Origin of the sequence: Aeromonas sp. R7-4, from assembly GCF_040908055.1 — a bacterium.
GTDB lineage: Bacteria > Pseudomonadota > Gammaproteobacteria > Enterobacterales > Aeromonadaceae > Aeromonas > Aeromonas sanarellii.
Map to the genome: position 1 here is coordinate 1 of NZ_JBFODA010000037.1, position 17221 is coordinate 17221.

Annotated in this window: 14 protein-coding genes, 1 tRNA gene, 1 pseudogene and 1 riboswitch; of the genes and pseudogenes, 13 read left to right on the top strand and 3 right to left on the bottom strand. The window is 65.4% G+C overall.

Annotation, left to right across the window (positions count from 1 at the left end; genetic code table 11):
* Positions 1-174 precede the first annotated feature (174 nt).
* The 7 genes from AB5Y72_RS09895 (at position 175) to cbl (ending at position 6478) form a co-directional block, all read left to right on the top strand.
* A tRNA-Asp gene (locus AB5Y72_RS09895) sits at positions 175-251 on the top strand.
* Between the two features lie 434 nt (positions 252-685).
* The gene (locus AB5Y72_RS09900; RefSeq protein ID WP_042078603.1) at positions 686-1687 is read left to right on the top strand and encodes a sulfate ABC transporter substrate-binding protein; all 1002 of its coding nucleotides are present in this window, start codon (positions 686-688) and stop codon (positions 1685-1687) included.
* A 39-nt stretch (positions 1688-1726) separates the two neighbouring features.
* Positions 1727-2302, top strand: a complete 576-nt coding sequence (locus AB5Y72_RS09905; RefSeq protein ID WP_368198934.1) for an RBBP9/YdeN family alpha/beta hydrolase — start codon at positions 1727-1729, stop codon at positions 2300-2302.
* Positions 2303-2583: 281 nt separating this feature from the next.
* On the top strand, positions 2584-3423 hold the full coding sequence (gene cysT / locus AB5Y72_RS09910; RefSeq protein WP_216991654.1) for a sulfate ABC transporter permease subunit CysT: 840 nt from the start codon (positions 2584-2586) through the stop codon (positions 3421-3423).
* Positions 3420-4313: a sulfate ABC transporter permease subunit CysW gene (cysW, locus tag AB5Y72_RS09915; RefSeq protein WP_219142833.1), complete on the top strand. Its 894-nt coding sequence runs from the start codon at positions 3420-3422 to the stop codon at positions 4311-4313. Before cysT ends, cysW begins: the two co-directional genes overlap by 4 nt.
* A 32-nt stretch (positions 4314-4345) precedes the next feature.
* A complete protein-coding gene (locus AB5Y72_RS09920; RefSeq protein WP_325783517.1) occupies positions 4346-5413 on the top strand; it encodes a sulfate ABC transporter ATP-binding protein in 1068 nt (355 codons plus the stop codon).
* A gap of 117 nt (positions 5414-5530) precedes the next feature.
* Positions 5531-6478: an HTH-type transcriptional regulator Cbl gene (gene cbl / locus AB5Y72_RS09925; RefSeq protein WP_209794757.1), complete on the top strand. Its 948-nt coding sequence runs from the start codon at positions 5531-5533 to the stop codon at positions 6476-6478.
* Positions 6479-6558: 80 nt separating this feature from the next.
* On the opposite strand, the gene AB5Y72_RS09930 is transcribed toward cbl, so the two are convergent.
* The 3 genes and pseudogenes from AB5Y72_RS09930 to AB5Y72_RS09940 form a co-directional block, all read right to left on the bottom strand.
* Positions 6559-7086 carry a cytochrome b gene (locus AB5Y72_RS09930; protein ID WP_368198937.1) on the bottom strand — a complete coding sequence of 176 codons (528 nt, stop codon included), beginning with the start codon at positions 7084-7086 and terminating at the stop codon, positions 6559-6561.
* Between the two features lie 97 nt (positions 7087-7183).
* Positions 7184-8608, bottom strand: a complete 1425-nt coding sequence (gene gbpA / locus AB5Y72_RS09935) for an N-acetylglucosamine-binding protein GbpA (RefSeq protein ID WP_368198938.1) — start codon at positions 8606-8608, stop codon at positions 7184-7186.
* 66 nt (positions 8609-8674) lie between these two features.
* Positions 8675-8760, bottom strand: a riboswitch (cyclic di-GMP riboswitch).
* Between the two features lie 233 nt (positions 8761-8993).
* Positions 8994-10681, bottom strand: a pseudogene (locus AB5Y72_RS09940) (methyl-accepting chemotaxis protein).
* 295 nt (positions 10682-10976) lie between these two features.
* Between AB5Y72_RS09940 and AB5Y72_RS09945 the strand changes: the two are divergent.
* The 6 genes from AB5Y72_RS09945 (at position 10977) to AB5Y72_RS09970 (ending at position 17210) form a co-directional block, all read left to right on the top strand.
* Positions 10977-12821, top strand: a complete 1845-nt coding sequence (locus AB5Y72_RS09945; protein ID WP_368198939.1) for a M3 family metallopeptidase — start codon at positions 10977-10979, stop codon at positions 12819-12821.
* Between the two features lie 211 nt (positions 12822-13032).
* Complete coding sequence (locus AB5Y72_RS09950) at positions 13033-13509, top strand: murein L,D-transpeptidase family protein (RefSeq protein WP_081843603.1); 477 nt, start codon at positions 13033-13035, stop codon at positions 13507-13509.
* 123 nt (positions 13510-13632) lie between these two features.
* Entirely contained in the window at positions 13633-14346 is a 714-nt protein-coding gene (locus AB5Y72_RS09955; RefSeq protein WP_209794752.1) for an AzlC family ABC transporter permease, read from the top strand.
* A 2-nt stretch (positions 14347-14348) separates the two neighbouring features.
* Positions 14349-14690: an AzlD domain-containing protein gene (locus tag AB5Y72_RS09960; protein ID WP_368198941.1), complete on the top strand. Its 342-nt coding sequence runs from the start codon at positions 14349-14351 to the stop codon at positions 14688-14690.
* Positions 14691-14806: 116 nt separating this feature from the next.
* The gene (locus AB5Y72_RS09965) at positions 14807-16342 is read left to right on the top strand and encodes a YjjI family glycine radical enzyme (RefSeq protein WP_368198943.1); all 1536 of its coding nucleotides are present in this window, start codon (positions 14807-14809) and stop codon (positions 16340-16342) included.
* Positions 16329-17210, top strand: a complete 882-nt coding sequence (locus AB5Y72_RS09970) for a YjjW family glycine radical enzyme activase (RefSeq protein ID WP_368198957.1) — start codon at positions 16329-16331, stop codon at positions 17208-17210. The genes AB5Y72_RS09965 and AB5Y72_RS09970 overlap by 14 nt, the downstream gene beginning before the upstream one ends.
* The last annotated feature ends 11 nt before the right edge of the window (positions 17211-17221 follow it).

Genomic DNA, 17221 nt, shown 5'->3' on the forward strand with positions numbered 1-17221 from the left:
TGCCGAACTCAGAAGTGAAACGCTGTAGCGCCGATGGTAGTGTGGCATTCGCCATGCGAGAGTAGGACACTGCCAGGCACCCAATTAAACAGCGATGTGCAAAATAACATCACTGGCTGCGAGGATGACACCTCATAGAAGCGGCAAATGATTTAGCGAAAGCTAACCGAATGCGGAGCGGTAGTTCAGTCGGTTAGAATACCGGCCTGTCACGCCGGGGGTCGCGGGTTCGAGTCCCGTCCGCTCCGCCACTAATTTGAAGGCCTTCCCTGACGGGAAGGCCTTTTTGCTATCCGGCATTTGTGCATGGGAATCGGGAATCAAGGGACAGCAAACAGGGCTTCGCCTCGCCCACTCCTTGTCAAGCCCGTCTCTGCCCACAACCTCCTGAGCCTCGTGCCCTGCCTCTCGCTCACCGCCACTGACAAACCGCCAGAACGGGCGGATCTTGGATGCCCCTTTGGCGCACCGTATTCACTGGCCCGGTCTCTCGACCGGGCTTTTTCATGCCCGGTGTGGCGGTATCTGTGGACTATCTCGGTGGTGGAAAGAGGCCGGGAACAGGCGTCCGCACTCGGAAAAGGTTTGATATACAGTAAAGAGATAAGCAAAGCGCTTTTTCTTTCTTCATGGAATATGAATAAGCGGGCATGCTGTACTCAACCCAACGATATGGAGTATCACCATGAAACTGCGAATGACCGCTTTGACCCTTCTTTCCCTGCTGGCGCTTGGCCAGGCCAATGCTGCCGAAGTGCGCCTGCTGAACGTCTCCTATGACCCGACTCGCGAGCTGTTCCAGGAGTACAACGGCGCCTTCGCCAAGGAGTGGAAGGCCAAGACCGGCGATGATGTGGTGGTGAGCCAGTCTCACGGTGGTTCAGGCAAGCAGGCACGTGCCGTGGTGGACGGGCTGGAGGCTGACGTAGTCTCCCTGGCGCTGGCCTATGACGTCGATGCTGTGGCCAAGGCGGGTCTCACTGCCAGCGACTGGGAAGGACGGCTTGCCAACAATGCCTCTCCCTATACCTCCACCATCGTCTTCCTGGTGCGCAAGGGCAACCCCAAGCAGATCAAGGATTGGGACGACCTGGTACGCAAGGATGTCGCCATCATCACCCCGAACCCCAAGACCTCCGGTGGCGCGCGCTGGAACTATCTGGCGGCCTGGGGCTATGCCCTGAAGAAGAGCGGCAGTGAAGAGGGGGCCAGGCAGTTCGTCGGCGATCTCTACAAGAACGTGAAGGTGCTGGATTCCGGTGCCCGTGGCGCCACCACCAGCTTCATCGAGCGCGGGCTCGGGGACGTGCTGCTGGCCTGGGAAAACGAAGCCTTGCTGGTACTCAATCAGCCGGGGACCAGCGACAAATTCGAACTGGTAGTGCCGTCTGTCTCCATCCTGGCGGAGCCGCCGGTCGCGGTGGTGGACAAGGTGGCCAAGAAGCACGGCACCGAAGCCGTCGCCAAGGCTTACCTCGACTACCTCTACTCCGACGAGGGGCAGCGGATCATCGCCAAGTATCACTATCGCCCGAGCAACCCGGCGATCCTGAAGGAGACGTCTGCCCAGTTCCCCACCCTGAACCTGTTCACCGTCAAGGATCTGGAAGGTGACTGGGACAAGGCGCAGAAGAAGCACTTCGCCCAGGGCGGTCTGTTCGACCAGATTTACCAACCGGGCGGCTAAGGCTGGCCGGCCCCTGTGACAACAGCGAGGAACACCAAGATGAACAAGATCCTTCTGGTTCCCGGTCTGCACAACAGTGGGCCGGATCACTGGCAGAGCCGCTGGCACCAGCAGTTTCCCCAGTGGCAGCGGATGGTGGGTCTGCCCTGGGACAAGCCGGATTTAACGGTCTGGAGCGCCAAGCTGGCGAGCAAGCTCAGGAGCCGGCGCAGCCGGGTACACCTGGTGGCCCACTCCTTCGGTGCCCTGACGGCGATCGCCGCCGCCCGGCTGCAACCGGACAAGGTCTCCTCCATCCTCATCGTGGCGCCTGCCGATCCGGCTCGTTTCGGCATTCCGGACGAGGCGCTGTCGGGATCCATAAAGGTCTCTGCCCAGCTGATCGCCAGCCGCAATGATCCCTGGATGAGCTTCGAGCGAGCCGAGTATTGGAGTCGTCAGTGGCAGGTGCCGCTGTTCGATGCCGGCGAGGTGGGCCACATCAATGCCCAATCCGGTCATGGGGAGTGGAGCCAGGGGCTCAACCTGCTGAGCACCCTTCATCGCCGGGCCGAGATGGTGGTGGAGCCCGCGTCGACCGAGTGGGATAGGCGGGCGGCCCTCAGCTTCCGTTGATATTCCATCGATATGACAAGGAGAGTTCCCGCAAGATGTCAGACAGGCTCGCCACCCTGATCCCATAGTGACGCTCTTTGCAGTTCCGGTTTCACCGCTCCGTTTTGTTAGGTCTTTTATTTATATAAAAGACCTTTTTTTATATTTATCGCTCTAAAAGCCTTGTTCCACCGTGGTTAGATAAAAAAGTGCTTAGCAAAGGCGTTATTGATGTTTGTTGTCCCTGGCCCCAGTGAGCAAAATCGCCATATCTAAAGTTATTTATAACAAACGGATGTGTTATGCGATTAAGTTCTTATTCCGTCCTGCCGGGTCTGGGGCCCACGCTGGGCTTCAGTCTGCTCTATCTGGGCATACTGGTGCTGCTGCCGCTCTCGGCGCTGGTGCTGTTCACCGTGAACCACCTGACCGCCGCCGAGTTCTGGCAGGTGATCGGCTCCCCCCGGGTGCTCGCTTCCTTCCGTCTGAGCTTCGGGGCCGCCTTCATCGCGGCGCTGCTCAACAGCCTGTTCGGCCTGATCCTGGCCTGGGTGCTGGTGCGCTACACCTTCCCCGGCCGCCGCCTGGTGGATGCGCTGATCGACCTGCCCTTCGCCATGCCCACCGCCGTCTCCGGCATCGCCCTGTGCGCCATCTTCGCCCCCAACGGCTGGATCGGCCAGTGGGTCGCCCCGCTCGGCATCGAGCTGGCCTACAACCCCATCGGAGTGGTGATAGCCCTGACCTTTATCGGGCTGCCCTTCGTGGTGCGCACCCTGCAGCCCGTGCTGCGGGAGGCGGAAACCGAGCAGGAGGAGGCCGCCGCCAGCCTGGGTGCCAATCGCTGGCAGACCTTCGCCCGGGTGCTGTGGCCGACCCTGGTGCCGGCATTGCTGACCGGTTTCGCCCTGGCCTTTGCCCGGGCGGTGGGGGAGTACGGCTCCGTCATCTTTATCGCTGGCAATTTGCCCATGGTCTCCGAGATAGCGCCGCTGATGATCATGAGCCACCTGGAGGAGTATGACTACGCGGGGGCCTCCGCCATCGCCTCCGTCATGCTGCTGATCTCGTTTGTCTTGCTGTTGATCATCAACAAGTTGCAGGCCTGGAGCTGGGCCCGCATCGGAGGGAGCCGTATATGAGCGCATCCAGTGCAAGTCTCGATCTGGCCCCGGGTGCCGTCACTGTGACCCAGGTGCGCCAGCCCCCGGTCATCCGTGAGCCGGCCTGGGTCAAATGGCTGCTGATCACCATAGGTCTGGGCTGGTTTGCCGCCCTGCTGTTGTTGCCGCTGGCCACCGTCTTCATCCAGGCCCTGCGACCTGGGCTGGCCTTCTTCTGGCACGCCATCAGCGAGCCGGATGCCCTGAGCGCCCTCGGGCTGACGGCCCTGGTGACGCTCTGCGCCGTGCCCCTGAACCTGCTGTTCGGTGTGGCGGCGGCCTGGGCCATCGCCCGCTTCCGCTTCCCGGGGCGGCAACTGCTCATCACCATCATCGATCTGCCGTTCTCGGTGTCCCCCGTCATCGCCGGCCTGATGTTCGTGCTGATGTTCGGCAGCCGCGGCTGGTTCGGCGAGTGGCTCGGCGAGCACGACATCAAGATCATCTTCGCCACCCCGGGGATCATCCTCGCGACCACCTTCATCACCGTGCCCTTCGTGGTGCGCGAGCTGCTGCCCCAGATGGAGGCGCGCGGCCCGGAGGAAGAGGAGGCCGCCATCATGCTGGGGGCGAGCGGGTTGCAGATGTTCTGGCGCGTCACCCTGCCCGGCATCCGCTGGAGCCTGATGTATGGCCTGCTGCTCTGTACCGCCCGGGCGGTGGGGGAGTTCGGCGCCGTCTCCGTGGTCTCCGGCCATATTCGCGGCCAGACCAACACGCTGCCACTGCACATCGAGATCCTCTACAACGAGTACCAGACCGGCGCCGCCTTCGCGGTGGCAAGCCTGCTGGCGCTGTTCGGGATCTTCACCCTGCTGGGTGAAACCCTGCTGGCCAGGCTGCGCAGTCAGCCGACCCAGTCCCATTGATCTCGAATTAACGGTTATCAAGAGAGGCATCCATGAGCATTCAGGTGCAAGGACTCAACAAGCATTTCAATCAGTACGCGGCCCTGGCCGATATCAACCTCGACTTTCACGACGGTGAACTGGTGGCCCTGCTGGGCCCCTCCGGCTGCGGCAAGACCACCTTGCTGCGGATCATCGCCGGGCTGGAGCAGGCCGACAGCGGCAGCGTCATCATCCGCGGAGAGGATGCATCGGATCTCCACGTGCGCGATCGCAACGTCGGCTTCGTGTTCCAGCACTACGCCCTGTTCCGCCACATGACGGTGTTCGAGAACGTGGCGTTCGGCCTGAGGGTCAAGCCGCGCGCCGACCGACCGAACGAGGCGGCCATCCGCGCCCGGGTCAAGGAGCTGCTGGATCTGGTGCAGCTCAGCCACGTGGCCGGGCGCTATCCTACCCAGCTCTCTGGCGGCCAGCGTCAGCGGGTCGCCCTGGCCCGCGCCCTGGCAGTGCAGCCCAAGGTGCTGCTGCTGGACGAGCCCTTCGGCGCCCTCGACGCCCAGGTGCGCAAGGAGCTGCGCCGTTGGCTGCGCGAACTGCATGACGAGCTGCACGTCACCAGCCTGTTCGTGACCCACGATCAGGAGGAGGCGCTGGAGGTGGCGGATCGGGTGGTGCTGATGAACGCCGGCAAGGTGGAGCAGATAGGCACCCCGGCCGAGGTCTATGACCAGCCCGCCAGCGCCTTCGTGCACAGCTTCCTCGGCAGCGTGAACCTGTTCCGCGGCCGGGTGGCCGGGCAGGGGCTCGGCATCGGCGAGCAGCAGCTGGGGGGCCCTATCCCCTCCCACCTGGCGGAGGGGAGCGCGGCCATCGCCTATGTGCGCCCCCACGAGCTGGAGATACTGCCGGCGGACGCCCCGGGGGGCATTCGCGCCACCATCACCCGGCTGCTGCCCATGGGGCCGCGCATCCGGGTGGAGCTGCGTGGTGACGGGGAGACGGGAGGCGCCCACTACGAGGCCGAGCTGAGCAAGGAGGCCGCCCGGGCCTTCGCCCCCGGCCAGGGGGTACGTCTGGTGGCTAGGCAGGCACAGCTCTACCCCGACTACCAGATTTGAGGGCGCGCCGCCCGGCGCGGCCCCCCTTTCAGGCTTGCAACCGGGCAATGATCCCGGCAATCCATAACAAGAGGACGGTGGCCCGAGCCACCGCCACTCAGCGCAGGAGGCGATGAGGTGAACTTTCAGCAGTTGCGTATCATTCGGGAGGCGGCCCGGCGGGATTACAACCTGACCGAGGTGGCCAATGCCCTGTTTACCTCCCAGTCCGGGGTCAGCCGCCATATCCGCGAGCTGGAGGAGGAGCTGGGGCTGGCGCTCTTCATCCGCTACGGCAAGCGGCTGCTCGGCATGACGGAGCCGGGCAAGGAGCTGCTGGTGATCGCCGAGCGCATCCTGGGGGACGCCGACAACATCCGCAAGCTGGCCAGCACCTTCGCCAACCGCGACTCGGGCCGGCTGCTGGTGGCGACCACCCACACCCAGGCGCGCTACGCCCTGCCCCGGGTGGTGAAGGCGTTTCGCGAGCAGTTCCCCCTGGTGCAGCTGGAGCTGCGCCAGGGCAGCCCGGAGGAGATAGTGCGGCTGGTGCAGACCGGCGAGGTGGACATCGGCATCAGCAGCGAGCAGCTCGACAAGAGCGAAGGGGTGGTGGCCTTTCCTTACTACCGCTGGCACCACAACATAGTGGTGCCGGAGCAGCATCCCCTCACCGCCGAGCGGGATCTGACCCTGGCGGCCCTGGCCCACTGGCCCATCGTCACCTACCAGGCCGGCCTCACCGGTCGGGCACGGGTGGACGAGGCCTTTGCCGAGGCGGGCATAGTGCCGCAGATCCTGCTGACCGCCCAGGACTCCGACGTCATCAAGACCTATGTCGAGCTGGAGATGGGGGTGGGCATACTGGCGGACATGGCGTTCGACCCCCAGCGGGACAAGGGGTTGGTGCAGCTGGACGGCAGCCGGCTGTTCGCGCCGCACACCGCCTGGATCGGCCTCAAGCAGGGGCAGTTCCAGCACAACTTCACCTGGCAGTTCATCCAGCTCTGCAACCCCGAGCTGGCGCTGGCGGAGATCCAGGCCAGGGCCATGAGCAACGAGCCGCTGGTCGACTACCAGATCTGAGCGCTTTGCCGCGTCCGAAAAAACAGGGAGCCATTGGCTCCCTGTTTGCTTATCCGCCTCTTCCCGGTTCCAGAGACAGGCTAGCGGCCGCTCTGGGGGCCCAGCATGCGATACAGGGTGCGATCCCCCTTGATCCTGTGGTGGTAGAGGGCGGCCGCCACGTGCAGCAGGACCAGCGCCGCCAGCGCCAGGCAGCCGACGCGATGGACGCCGAAGAAGAAGGCGTTGACGTCGGGGTCATCGATGGGGTTGGCGACCGGGTAGAGCCAGAACAGGGAGTAGCCCTGCTCCAGCATCAGGAAGCCGCTCAGCAGCACCACACACATCAGGCTGTAGAGCAGGGCGTGAGCCAGCCGGGCGGCGGGGTGGTACCGGGTCCGCTCCTCGGGCAGGGGGGCCCGCCAGTGCCGCCAGCCCCAGCGCAGCAGGAAGAGCGGGGTGATCAGGGTCGCCATCGACATGTTCAGCTCAGACAGAAATTGAAACAGCCTTGGGTGGCTGTCGATCACCAGGTGCATCAGGTAGCCCGCCAGGGTGGCGTAGAGGATGACGGCGGCCATCAGCCAGTGCAGCAGGCGGCTCAGGGGGTCATAGTAGTCTTTCGTCATGGGATGTTTCCGAGAGGGCCACGGCGGCACGAGGCCGCGGCAGCCAGGATGACAGGCACAAAAAAGAGGCCGCTCGGGCCTCTTCTGCTTGCGGGGATCAGTTCACCAGGGTCCAGGCATCCTGCCAGTTGGTGCCCACGCCGGGCTCATACTGGGTCGCGGTACTGGTCCAGATGGTGCACCAGCCGCTGTAGGGGTAGGGCTTGCACTGATAGATCCTGCCGTCCTTGGGCTGCAGCACCTTGGTGCCGGCCTGATAGGAGGACAAGCCTTCCGGGAAGCGGTACTGGTAGTCGCCACCGCTGGCCGGATCCTTGAACATCAGATCCAGGGTCTGCTGCAGAGGGGCGCCGCCCGCCTTCGGCTTGCCCTCGATCACCAGCTGGTGATGACCCGCGCTCAGGCCGCCGACCTCCATGGTGAAGCTCTGGCTGCTGTCCTTGATGTCGGCGCTGGTCTGGCCCTTGGCGGCGCCGCCGTGGTCATACAGGGTGTTGGTGACCGCGAGATCCCCCTCGGCCGTGACGGTGAAATTCAGGGTGACCTTGCCGTTGTCGAGCAGGTATTCGCTCTCCAGGCCGCTCACGCTGATGCTGTCGCTCACCGGGGGTTGCTGCTGCTCGAGCTGGACCTCGACCCGCTGCAGGTTGCTGCCCGCCTTCAGATAGACGGGATTCTGGCCGTAGACCGGGTTGAACTGGCCATCGCTGCCCTGCTGGCCGGCGCGGATCTGGCTCTGCTCGGCGTTGATCCTGGCGGCCAGATCATGGGCCCAGTTGTTCTTCTGACCCTGCTCGGCGGAGCCTATGGTCAGCACTGTCTGCAGATCGGTGCGCTCGCCGTTGGCGTCGAATACCCGGGTCCTGGCCTTGTCGCCGACCGCCAGATCGGTGGAGGGGTAGATGGTCCCGCCCTGGCTCCAGGTCAGCGGCGGCTGGGTGCCGCCATCGAACTGGGCGTCGATGAGGTTGTAGAAGCTGTTGGCAGTATCGCCCACCTCCCAGACACCGAGGATGACCTGGTAGCCGGTGCGAGCCGGCAGGGTGCATTGATGGGTGACCTGCTTGGGCGGCTGCACCATGCCCCCGTCGATGACGCAGAACGGATTGAGATCGAAGGAGTCCCGGGTCAGCGGCTGGTTCGGGTTCCACTCCTGCTTGGTGAGGTAGTAGCGCCAGTTGCGGGTGACGTGGTTGGCGGTGAAGGTCCAGCCGATGGTGAAGGGACCGGCCTGCACCTGGCGCTTGGTCCAGCGGTCGCTGGTCTGGGCGTTGAGCTCACCAAATTGCGGGTGGCCGGCCGAGGCGAGCTGGCCGTCGGCGGGGCCGCCATTGGGGAAGCCGGACGGCGCCTCCAGGCTCTGTGGCTCCCACTGGATGGCGCCGCACTGGCTGTTGCCACCCGTCTTGCACAGATAGTTGCGCGACTCCGGCTGGCTGATGTAGCCGTGGGCGAGCACGCCGCCACTGGCCAGCAGCGCCAGCGCCGCCGCGAGGTGATTGAGTTTGATCGTTGCTGCCATACATTCCTCTGTTCGGTGATGTGGGCAGTCAAGTTGGCAGGGGGAATACCCCGTGACACACCTGAGTGTGGCAACCCCGCTATCCTGGACGTCATGTCTTTAGACCGGAGGCTTTGCGTCCTGGCCTTTCAACCAGTTTGCCAAATGACTACAAAAAGGGTCATGTGCCGCCAATGGCGACCCCTCATCATGACTATATTTTGTTAAAAAATTAAGTGTAAAAATTGACAGGTCTGTCTCATCGGAGCAGCGCAATCCGGGATGCCGTCTTCCCGGGGGCTGTTCTTCGGGGCTTGGGGGAGACAGCCCGTAGCGGGCTCTCAGGGGGGATGATGAGGGTCTGTCCCCTGTCAGCCAGGCTGACAGGGGACGACGAGGTGCCACGTCAGTGGCGTGGCTGAGGGGTGACCCGATGTGCGGACGAGGAGCCCTGAATCGGCCGTGGCGCCAGATCCGGGGCTGTGCTGCCCAGTCTGAACAGGGCCAGGCGCTCGTCCAGACTGCGGGAGAGTCCGGCCAGCAGTTCGCTTTCCCGGGCCAACTGGGAGGCGGCCTGGGACATCTCGAGCGCCGAGTCGTTGATGCCGCTGACGTTGCGGTTCATGTCCTCCGCCACCATGCTCTGCTGCTCCGCCGCCGTGGCGATCTGGGTCGCCATGTCGCTGACGTGCTGGATGTGGTTGACGATGAGGGAGAGATCCTGACCCGCCTTCTCGGACTGGTTGACGCTGCTCTCCGCCAGCTTGCGGCTGGCGTCCATGGCGCTGGCGGCGGTGACCGCCCGTTGCTGCAACTGGGTGATGGTGCTCTGGATCTCCTCGGTGGAGTGACGGGTCCGACTCGCCAGCTGGCGTACCTCGTCGGCCACCACGGCGAAGCCGCGTCCCTGTTCGCCGGCCCGGGCCGCCTCGATGGCGGCGTTGAGGGCCAGGCCAGCAGGTTGGTCTGCTCCGAGATGGCGCTGATGACCGCCGTCACCTCGCCTATCTGCATCACCCCCTCCTTGAGCTGGTTGACCTGCAGGGTGGCCTGCTCCACCTCGGTGGCCAGCGCCTGGATGCCGTGCACGCTGGCATGGACATCCTGGTTGCCGAGCCCGGCCTCGCTGGTGGCGTCCTGGGTGTCCCGTGCCGTGTTCTCGGCGTGGCCTGCCACGTCGGCGATGGTGGTGCTCATCTCATTCATGGCGGTGGCGAGCTGGGCCAGCTGATCCCGCTGGCTGTTGACCGCCTGGTTGGTCTGCTCGGCGGAGGCGGCGATGCGCAGGGCGGCATCCGCCACGTTGCGGGCGCCCTGGCTCGCCTCCAGCAGGGCGTGGCGAATGGCATCCAGCCCCTGGTTGGTCGCGCTGGCGACAGCCCCCAGTTCATCCTTGCCGTGCACCGGGATGCTCACCACCAGATCCCCGGCGGCCACCCGGGCCATGGCCCGGTTGATCTCGGCGAGCGGGGTGACGATGGAGCGGCTGATGGCCAGGCCCAGCAGCCCCATCAGCAGGATCACCAGCAAGGTGGCCCCACCCATCAGCCGGTACTGGGACCAGATGGTGGCCTGGATGTCCTGCAGCAGCACGCCGGAGCCCAGGATCCAGCCCCAGGGCTGGTAACCGGCCACCAGCGACATCTTCTGAGCCGCCTCGCCGGAGGGGGAGAGCCACTGGTACTCCAGGCGCCCGCTGCGGCCACCCTTGCCCAGATCCACCATGCGCTGCCAGTGGGATTCGGCGGGCGTCCCGCCCATCTGCTGGCCGACCAGCTCCGGCTTGGCGGGATGCACCACCACATGGCGGTTCTCGTCCAGCACGAACAGGTAGTTGTCCCCGTCAAAGCGCATGCTGTCGAGCATGGCCTTGGCCTGCGCCTGCGCCTGCTCCGGGGGGAGGGTGGCGGCCAGGGTCTGGATCCGGCTCATGACCAGATCCAGCACAGCCTGCAGCCTGGCTTCCCGCTCGCTCATCAGATTGCGATGCAGGGCACTGGCCGAGATGAGCAGCAGTGCGAGGAAGCCGATCAGTGCCAGTGAGAGCAGCAGCATCAGCTTGCGACTCACGGCGATATCACCGAGCTTGAACATAGTCTTTTCCTTACTTTCCCATGCGGGTCTGGTTATGGCCGGTCTGCCGGCCGGACCTGATCGTTTTTATTGTTAACATCCATTTAACTTTCAAAGTGTTGTGATGGCTGGTTGCCAATTGGGCGTGCCGGCAACCAGTATAGTCAGCAGACAGCAACCCCCGCTTTTGGTAGCGTGATGACGCGCATCCCGTCGCACAATTTGTCCGCTCTATTTGCAAGAAGTGTGAATGAGTCGGCATCTCACCAAAAAGGAGTGGGCGCCCCCGCGGCTGCCCCATAACAAGAGGGAAGTTATGAGTTCCATTGCCAGGAATTATCTCAACCGGCTCAACGCCGACTACCTGCAGGTGCACAGGCGCAAGGAGGATCTGTTCTGGTCCGCCTACATGGGCACCAGCGACGATCAGGCCGGCTTCACCGCCGCCGAGCAGGCCTACAAGGCGTTCTGCGCCGATCCGGCGCGCCTGCCGGTACTGCGTGAAATGCTGGCCCAGGCCGAGGAGGCCGAGCTCAGGCGCGGTCTGGGGGGCTGGATCGCCTTCTTCGAGTGCAACGTCATCGAGGATCCTCAGGCTGCCGCCCTGATGGACGAGCTGGTGGCCGCCGAGGCGGAGCTCTTCGCCCGTCGCAAGGGGTTGAGGCTGACGCTGCTGGACGAGCAGGGTCGCCAGGTGCCCGGCAGTCTGCCCGCCGCCAGCACGGCGTTGGCCGCCAGTAGCGACGAGGCGGTGCGCCAGAGTGCGCTCGCCATGTTCCACACCCTGGAGCAGTGGGTGGTCGGCAACGGCTTTCTCGAGGTGGTGGCCCTGCGCAACCGCTTCGCCCGGGCCATGGGCTATCGGGACTATTTCGACTACAAGGTGCACAAGAACGAGCAGATGAGCCCGGCGCAGCTGTTTGCGGTGCTGGACGACTTCATCGCCCGCACCGAGGAGCGGCTGCACCAGAGCTTGGCCGAGCTGAAGGCCGCCAAGGGGGAAGAGGCCCTGCTGCCCCACAACCTGCGCTACAGCGTGAGCGGCGACGTGACCCGCCGGCTCGACCCCTATGTGCCCTTCTCCCGGGCGCTGCAGGACTGGGTCGAGAGCTTCCGCCGCCTCGGCATCCAGTACCGCGGCGCCACCCTGACCCTGGATCTGCTGACCCGGGAGGGGAAGTACGAGAACGGCTTCTGCCACGGCCCGGTGCCGAGCTTCTGGCAGGAGGGGGAGTGGGTCCCCGCCGTGGTCAACTTCACCAGCCTGGCCAACCCGGCCCAGGTGGGCAGCGGCTGGAGCGGGCTCAACACCCTGTTCCACGAGGGGGGCCATGCGGCGCACTTTGCCAACGTCACCGGCAACGCCCCCTGCTTCTCCCAGGAGTTTCCACCCACCTCCATGGCTTATGCCGAGACCCAGTCCATGTTCTGCGACAGCCTGCTGGACGACGCGGACTGGCTCAAGCGCTACGCCAGGAATGCGGCGGGTGAGCCCATCCCAGACGACCTCATCCAGGCCATGATCGCCGCGCGCCAGCCGTTTCGTGCCTTCAACGAACGCCAGATCGCGCTGGTGGCCTACTTCGAGCGGGATCTCTACGCCATGGCGGAGAGCGAGCGCACACCCGATGCCGTGCTGGCGCTGGCCCGCCGCTGGGAGCGCCAGATCCTGGGGGTGGAGAGCCCGCGCCCGCTGCTGGCCATTCCGCACCTCCTGAACCAGGAGTCGGCCTGCGCCTATCACGGCTACCTGCTGGCGCTGATGGCGGTGGAGCAGACCCGTGCCTACTTCCTCAAGCGCGACGGCTACCTCACCGACAACCCGCGCATCGGGCCGGATCTGGCCGCCCACTACTGGGGGCCGGGCAACGGCATGACCCACGACGAGACACTCAGGAGCCTGACCGGCGAGGGCTTCAGCGCCATCCCGCTGGCGACGGTGTGCAACCAGACAGTGGCCGAGGCGTGGCAGCAGGCAGAAGCCTGCATGGCGGCGGCACGCCAGCGTCCGCCGGCGGGGGAGGGTACCCCGCTCAACGCCCATATCCGGGTGGTGCACGGGGCCGAGCTCATCGCCGACAACCGCGAGTCCGAGGCACGCATGCTGGCGGACTTCGAGGCCTGGATCCGGCGCCAAGAGGCGCCCGCCGGGCAGTCATGACGAGACGAAGCCCCGCCACTGGCGGGGCTTCGTCATTGGGGGCCCGCGTGGCGAACGGGGCTCTCGCCAGGCTGGTCACAGATATGTTTCTCCCGATATATTGAGAATTCATGGCGATCCCATATCATGGCGCTCGCTCGCCACCAGAGAGTGGCGACATTCGGATGATTTGCTAACAAGAGAGCCCTGAAGGCTCGCAGAGGGATGGAAATTGAGAGCCGTATTGCTGTGTTTGCTGGGGCTGTGGCCCGCATTGAGTTTTGCCACCCTGTCTGCCGATATGGTGGTGGTCAAGAAGTCGAGTTATAGCCTGACCCTGATGAAGGATGGCAAGGAAGTCAAACGCTACTGGGTCGCCCTGGGCCCGGCGCCCATGGGGCACAAGCAGCGGGAAGGGGATCAGCGCACGCCGGAAGGCCGCTACACCCTGGACTACAAGAAGAGCAACTCCGGCTTCTACAAGGCGATACACATCAACTACCCGAACCTGGACGACATCAAGCGCGCCAACGAGCTGGGGGTGAACCCGGGCGGCATGATCATGATCCACGGCCAGCGCAACAGCCTGGGGGATCGCAGGGTGCAGCCGTCCAACTGGACCAATGGCTGCATCGCGGTGCTCAACCACGAGATGGACGAGATCTGGAACGCCATCGAGCCCGGTACCCCCATCATCATCGAGCCCTGATCCCGCCCTCCGACGCCCGCAGCCATGCGGGCGTTTCATTTTTGCCGCAGACCATGGCGTGACAGCCAATCCCGCCCCGTGCTAGCTTTTCCGGCTCGCATTGGCAGTGACAAGGATGATCCCATGACGTCAGGAACCCGCCTCCCCGCGCCCGAGCGCACGGGGGGGCTCTGGTGGCGCGCCACCCTGGACATACTCCCGCTCTCCATCTCGGTGATCCCCTGGGGGATCCTGTGCGGCGCCCTGGCGCTGCAGGCGGGGCTGAGCCCGCTGCAGGCCCAGCTGATGTCGCTGCTGGTCTATGCGGGCGCCGCCCAGCTCTCGGCCACCACCTTGTTCGGGGCGGGCACTCCCCTGCTGCCCATCATGGGCTCCACCGTGGTGATCACCTCCCAGCACCTGCTCTATGGCTTCACCTTTCGCCGCGACGTGCTGCCGCTCTCCCTGCGCTGGCGGGCCAGCCTCGCCTTCTTCCTGACCGACGAGATGTTCGCGGTGGCGCTCAAGGAGAGAGAGCGCAGCGGCACCTTCAATCCCGCCTACGCGCTCATCGCGGGCTTCGTCTTCTACCTGTTCTGGAACCTGGCGACCCTGCTCGGCATCGCCGCCGGCCAGTACATCGACGGGCTGGACAGTATGGGGCTGGACTTCGCCATCGCCGCCACCTTCATCGCCATGACCATACCCGCCATGAAGAACCTGCCCATGGTGGCGGCCACCCTGGTGAGCGGCGGCACGGCCCTCGTCACCAAGCCGCTGCTGGCGGAGATCCACATCATCGTCTCGGCCCTGGCCGGCATGGTGGTGGGCTATGTGCTGCACCGGATGAGGAGGTGATCATGGGCTGGCTGATGATAGGCCTGCTGGCCCTGATCACCTTCTTCAACCGCTTCGCCTTCTTCTCCCGGCTGACCCGTTACCAGCCCGGCGCCGAGATGGGAGCCTTCCTCAGCTTCTCGGCCCAGTCGGTGCTGACCGCCATCTGGCTGCCCATCGTCTTCAGCTACGAGCCGGGACACGGGCTGGACTGGGATCCGGACTACCTGGCCGCCACCCTGCTGGTGACCGCGCTGACCCTGCTGCGGCTGCCGACCCTGGTGGTGGTGGTCGTCGGCATGGGGGGCTTCTTCCTGCTGCGCTGGCTGGGGGGCGTGGCCGCGATCCTGCCCTGGCTTTGCTAGGCCCGTGATCCGGCATGGCGGATGTCGTTCTTGGATATCCGCCATGTTGGGAATGTCACTTCAAAAAAGGCCTCCAGAGTGTGAGGATTCTGGCATTCCCCTGTGAGGAGCGAGCCATGTCTTTCACCGACACCTGCCAGCGCATCGTGCGCGACCCCCTGCTCTCGCCGGCCCAGAAGCGCCATGCCCTGGCGCTCGCCGCCGAGAATGCGCTGCCCTATCCCGAGCTGCCCGCCACCGTCCAGGAGGCCATGGCGCGAGGGGTGCTGTGCGACATGTTCGAGGGGCACGCCCCCTACAAGCCGCGCTATGTGCTGCCGGACTATGAAAAGTTCCTGCGCCAGGGCTCGGCCTGGCTGGAGCTGGCGCCGCCAAGGGATTTCGATGAGGCCCTCGACGCCCTGCGCATCCTCTACCACCATGTGCCCTCCGTCACCGGCATGCCGGTCTGGCTGGGCCGGCTCGATCAACTGCTGCTGCCCTTCGTCGGCGCGCTGGATGACGAGACCCTGCATCACAAGCTGAAGGCCTTCTGGATCTACCTGGACCGGGTGCTGCCGGACGCCTTCATGCACGTCAACATCGGCCCCGATGACAACCGCCTCTGCCGCCTGATCCTGCGCATCGACGGCGAGCTCCAGCAGGCGGCGCCTAACCTCAGCCTGTTCCACGACCCGGCGCAGACCCCGGACAGCCTGCTGCTGCAGGGGGTCGAGAACATAGCCCTGTGCAGCAAGCCCCACATCGTCAACTACCCGCTGCACCGCGACACCTTCGACAGGCGCGGCTTTGGCATCGTCAGCTGCTACAACGCCCTGCCGCTCGGGGGCGGCGCCAACACCCTGGTGCGACTCTCCCTCAGGGCGGTGGCCGAGCAGAGCGCAGGGGTCGAGGATTTCATGGAGAGAATGCTGCCTCACCACTGCGAGCAGGCGTCCCTGCTGATCGAGGCGCGGGCCGCCTTCCTGCACCGGGAGTCCGGCTTCTTCGACAGCTTCCTGGTGCAGGAGGGGTTGATCGAGGAGGGGCGCTTCGTGCCCATGTTCGGCATCTTTGGCATGGCGGAGGCGGTGAATCTGCTGATGGAGAAGGCGGGGCTGGCGGGGCGCTATGGCCACGACGAGGGGGCGAACCGGCTCGGCCATCGCATCTCGGCCCGGCTTGCCGAGCTGGTGACCAGCCGGCCCCAGTCCCACGCCTGGGGCGGGCGCGCCCTGCTGCACGCCCAGGGGGGACTCAGCCTGGATCAGGGGGTCACCCCAGGGGTGCGCATCCCCTATGGTGAGGAGCCGGATCCCGCCAGCCACCTGCTGGCCCTGGCCCCCCATCACGGCTTCTATCCCTCCGGGATCAGCGAGATCCTGACCCTGGATCCCACCATTCGCCAGAATCCCCAGGCGCTGCTGCAACTGTGCAAGGGGGCCTTCGCCCTCGGCATGCGCGAGTTCAGCGCCAACGTGGCGGACAGCGATCTGGTGCGGGTGACCGGCTACATGATCCGCAAGCGCGATCTGGCCCGCTTCGCGACCGAAGGCTCGCGACTGCAGACCACCTGCCTCGGGGTCGAGGCGAGCGAGCTGACCGGTATCCGCCGGCGGCAGCCCAGGGTGGTGGCCGTCGAGGCGCTCCTGGATGACCATGGCGTGCGATGAGGAGGGCGTAAGAGGGACGGTCAGCCGCTGGCTGCCCTTCTCCTGCGTGGACGGGCCCGGCAACCGGCTGGTGCTGTTCCTGCAGGGCTGCAACTTCCGTTGCCCCGGCTGCCACAACCCGCACACCATAGGGGGGTGCGATCACTGCGGCGACTGTGTGCCCGGCTGCCCGGGCGGGGCCCTGAGTCTGAAGGATGGGAGGGTGCACTGGCAGGAGGCGCGCTGTACCCAGTGCGATCGCTGCCTGGAGATCTGCCCCCGCAGCGCCAGCCCCAAGACCCACGAGATGTCGGTGGCCGAGGTGCTGGCCCTGCTGCGCCACTACGGTCCGCTGCTCAGCGGCATCACTGTGTCCGGCGGGGAGGCGACCACCCAGCTGCCGTTCGTGATCGCCCTGTTCACGGCCATCAAGGAGGCGCCGGATCTGGCCCACCTCAGCTGCCTGCTCGACAGCAACGGCTCCCTCGCCGAGACCGGCTGGCAGCGGCTGCTGCCGGTGCTGGACGGCGCCATGATCGATCTCAAGGGGTGGCAAGCGCCGGTGCACCGTACCCTGACTGGGCGTGATCGGGATCGGGTGCTGGCGTCGCTGCGGCTGCTGGCCGCCCGGGGCAGGCTCGCCGAGTTGCGCCTGCTCCATGTGCCGGGGCAGAGCGACTTTCTCGACGGGGCGGGCGAGCTGACGGAGGGGCTGGCGGCCTTCCTGGCGTCGCTGGGCCCCGTGCCCATCCGCCTCAACGGCTTTCGCCATCACGGGGTGCGCGGGGCGGCGCTGGCCTGGCCGCAGGCCAGGGGGGATGAGCTGGTGGCCCTGGCCACCGCCTTGAAGGCCAAGGGGTTTGGCCCCGTGATGCTGCCAGCGATCTGAGCCGGCCGGCG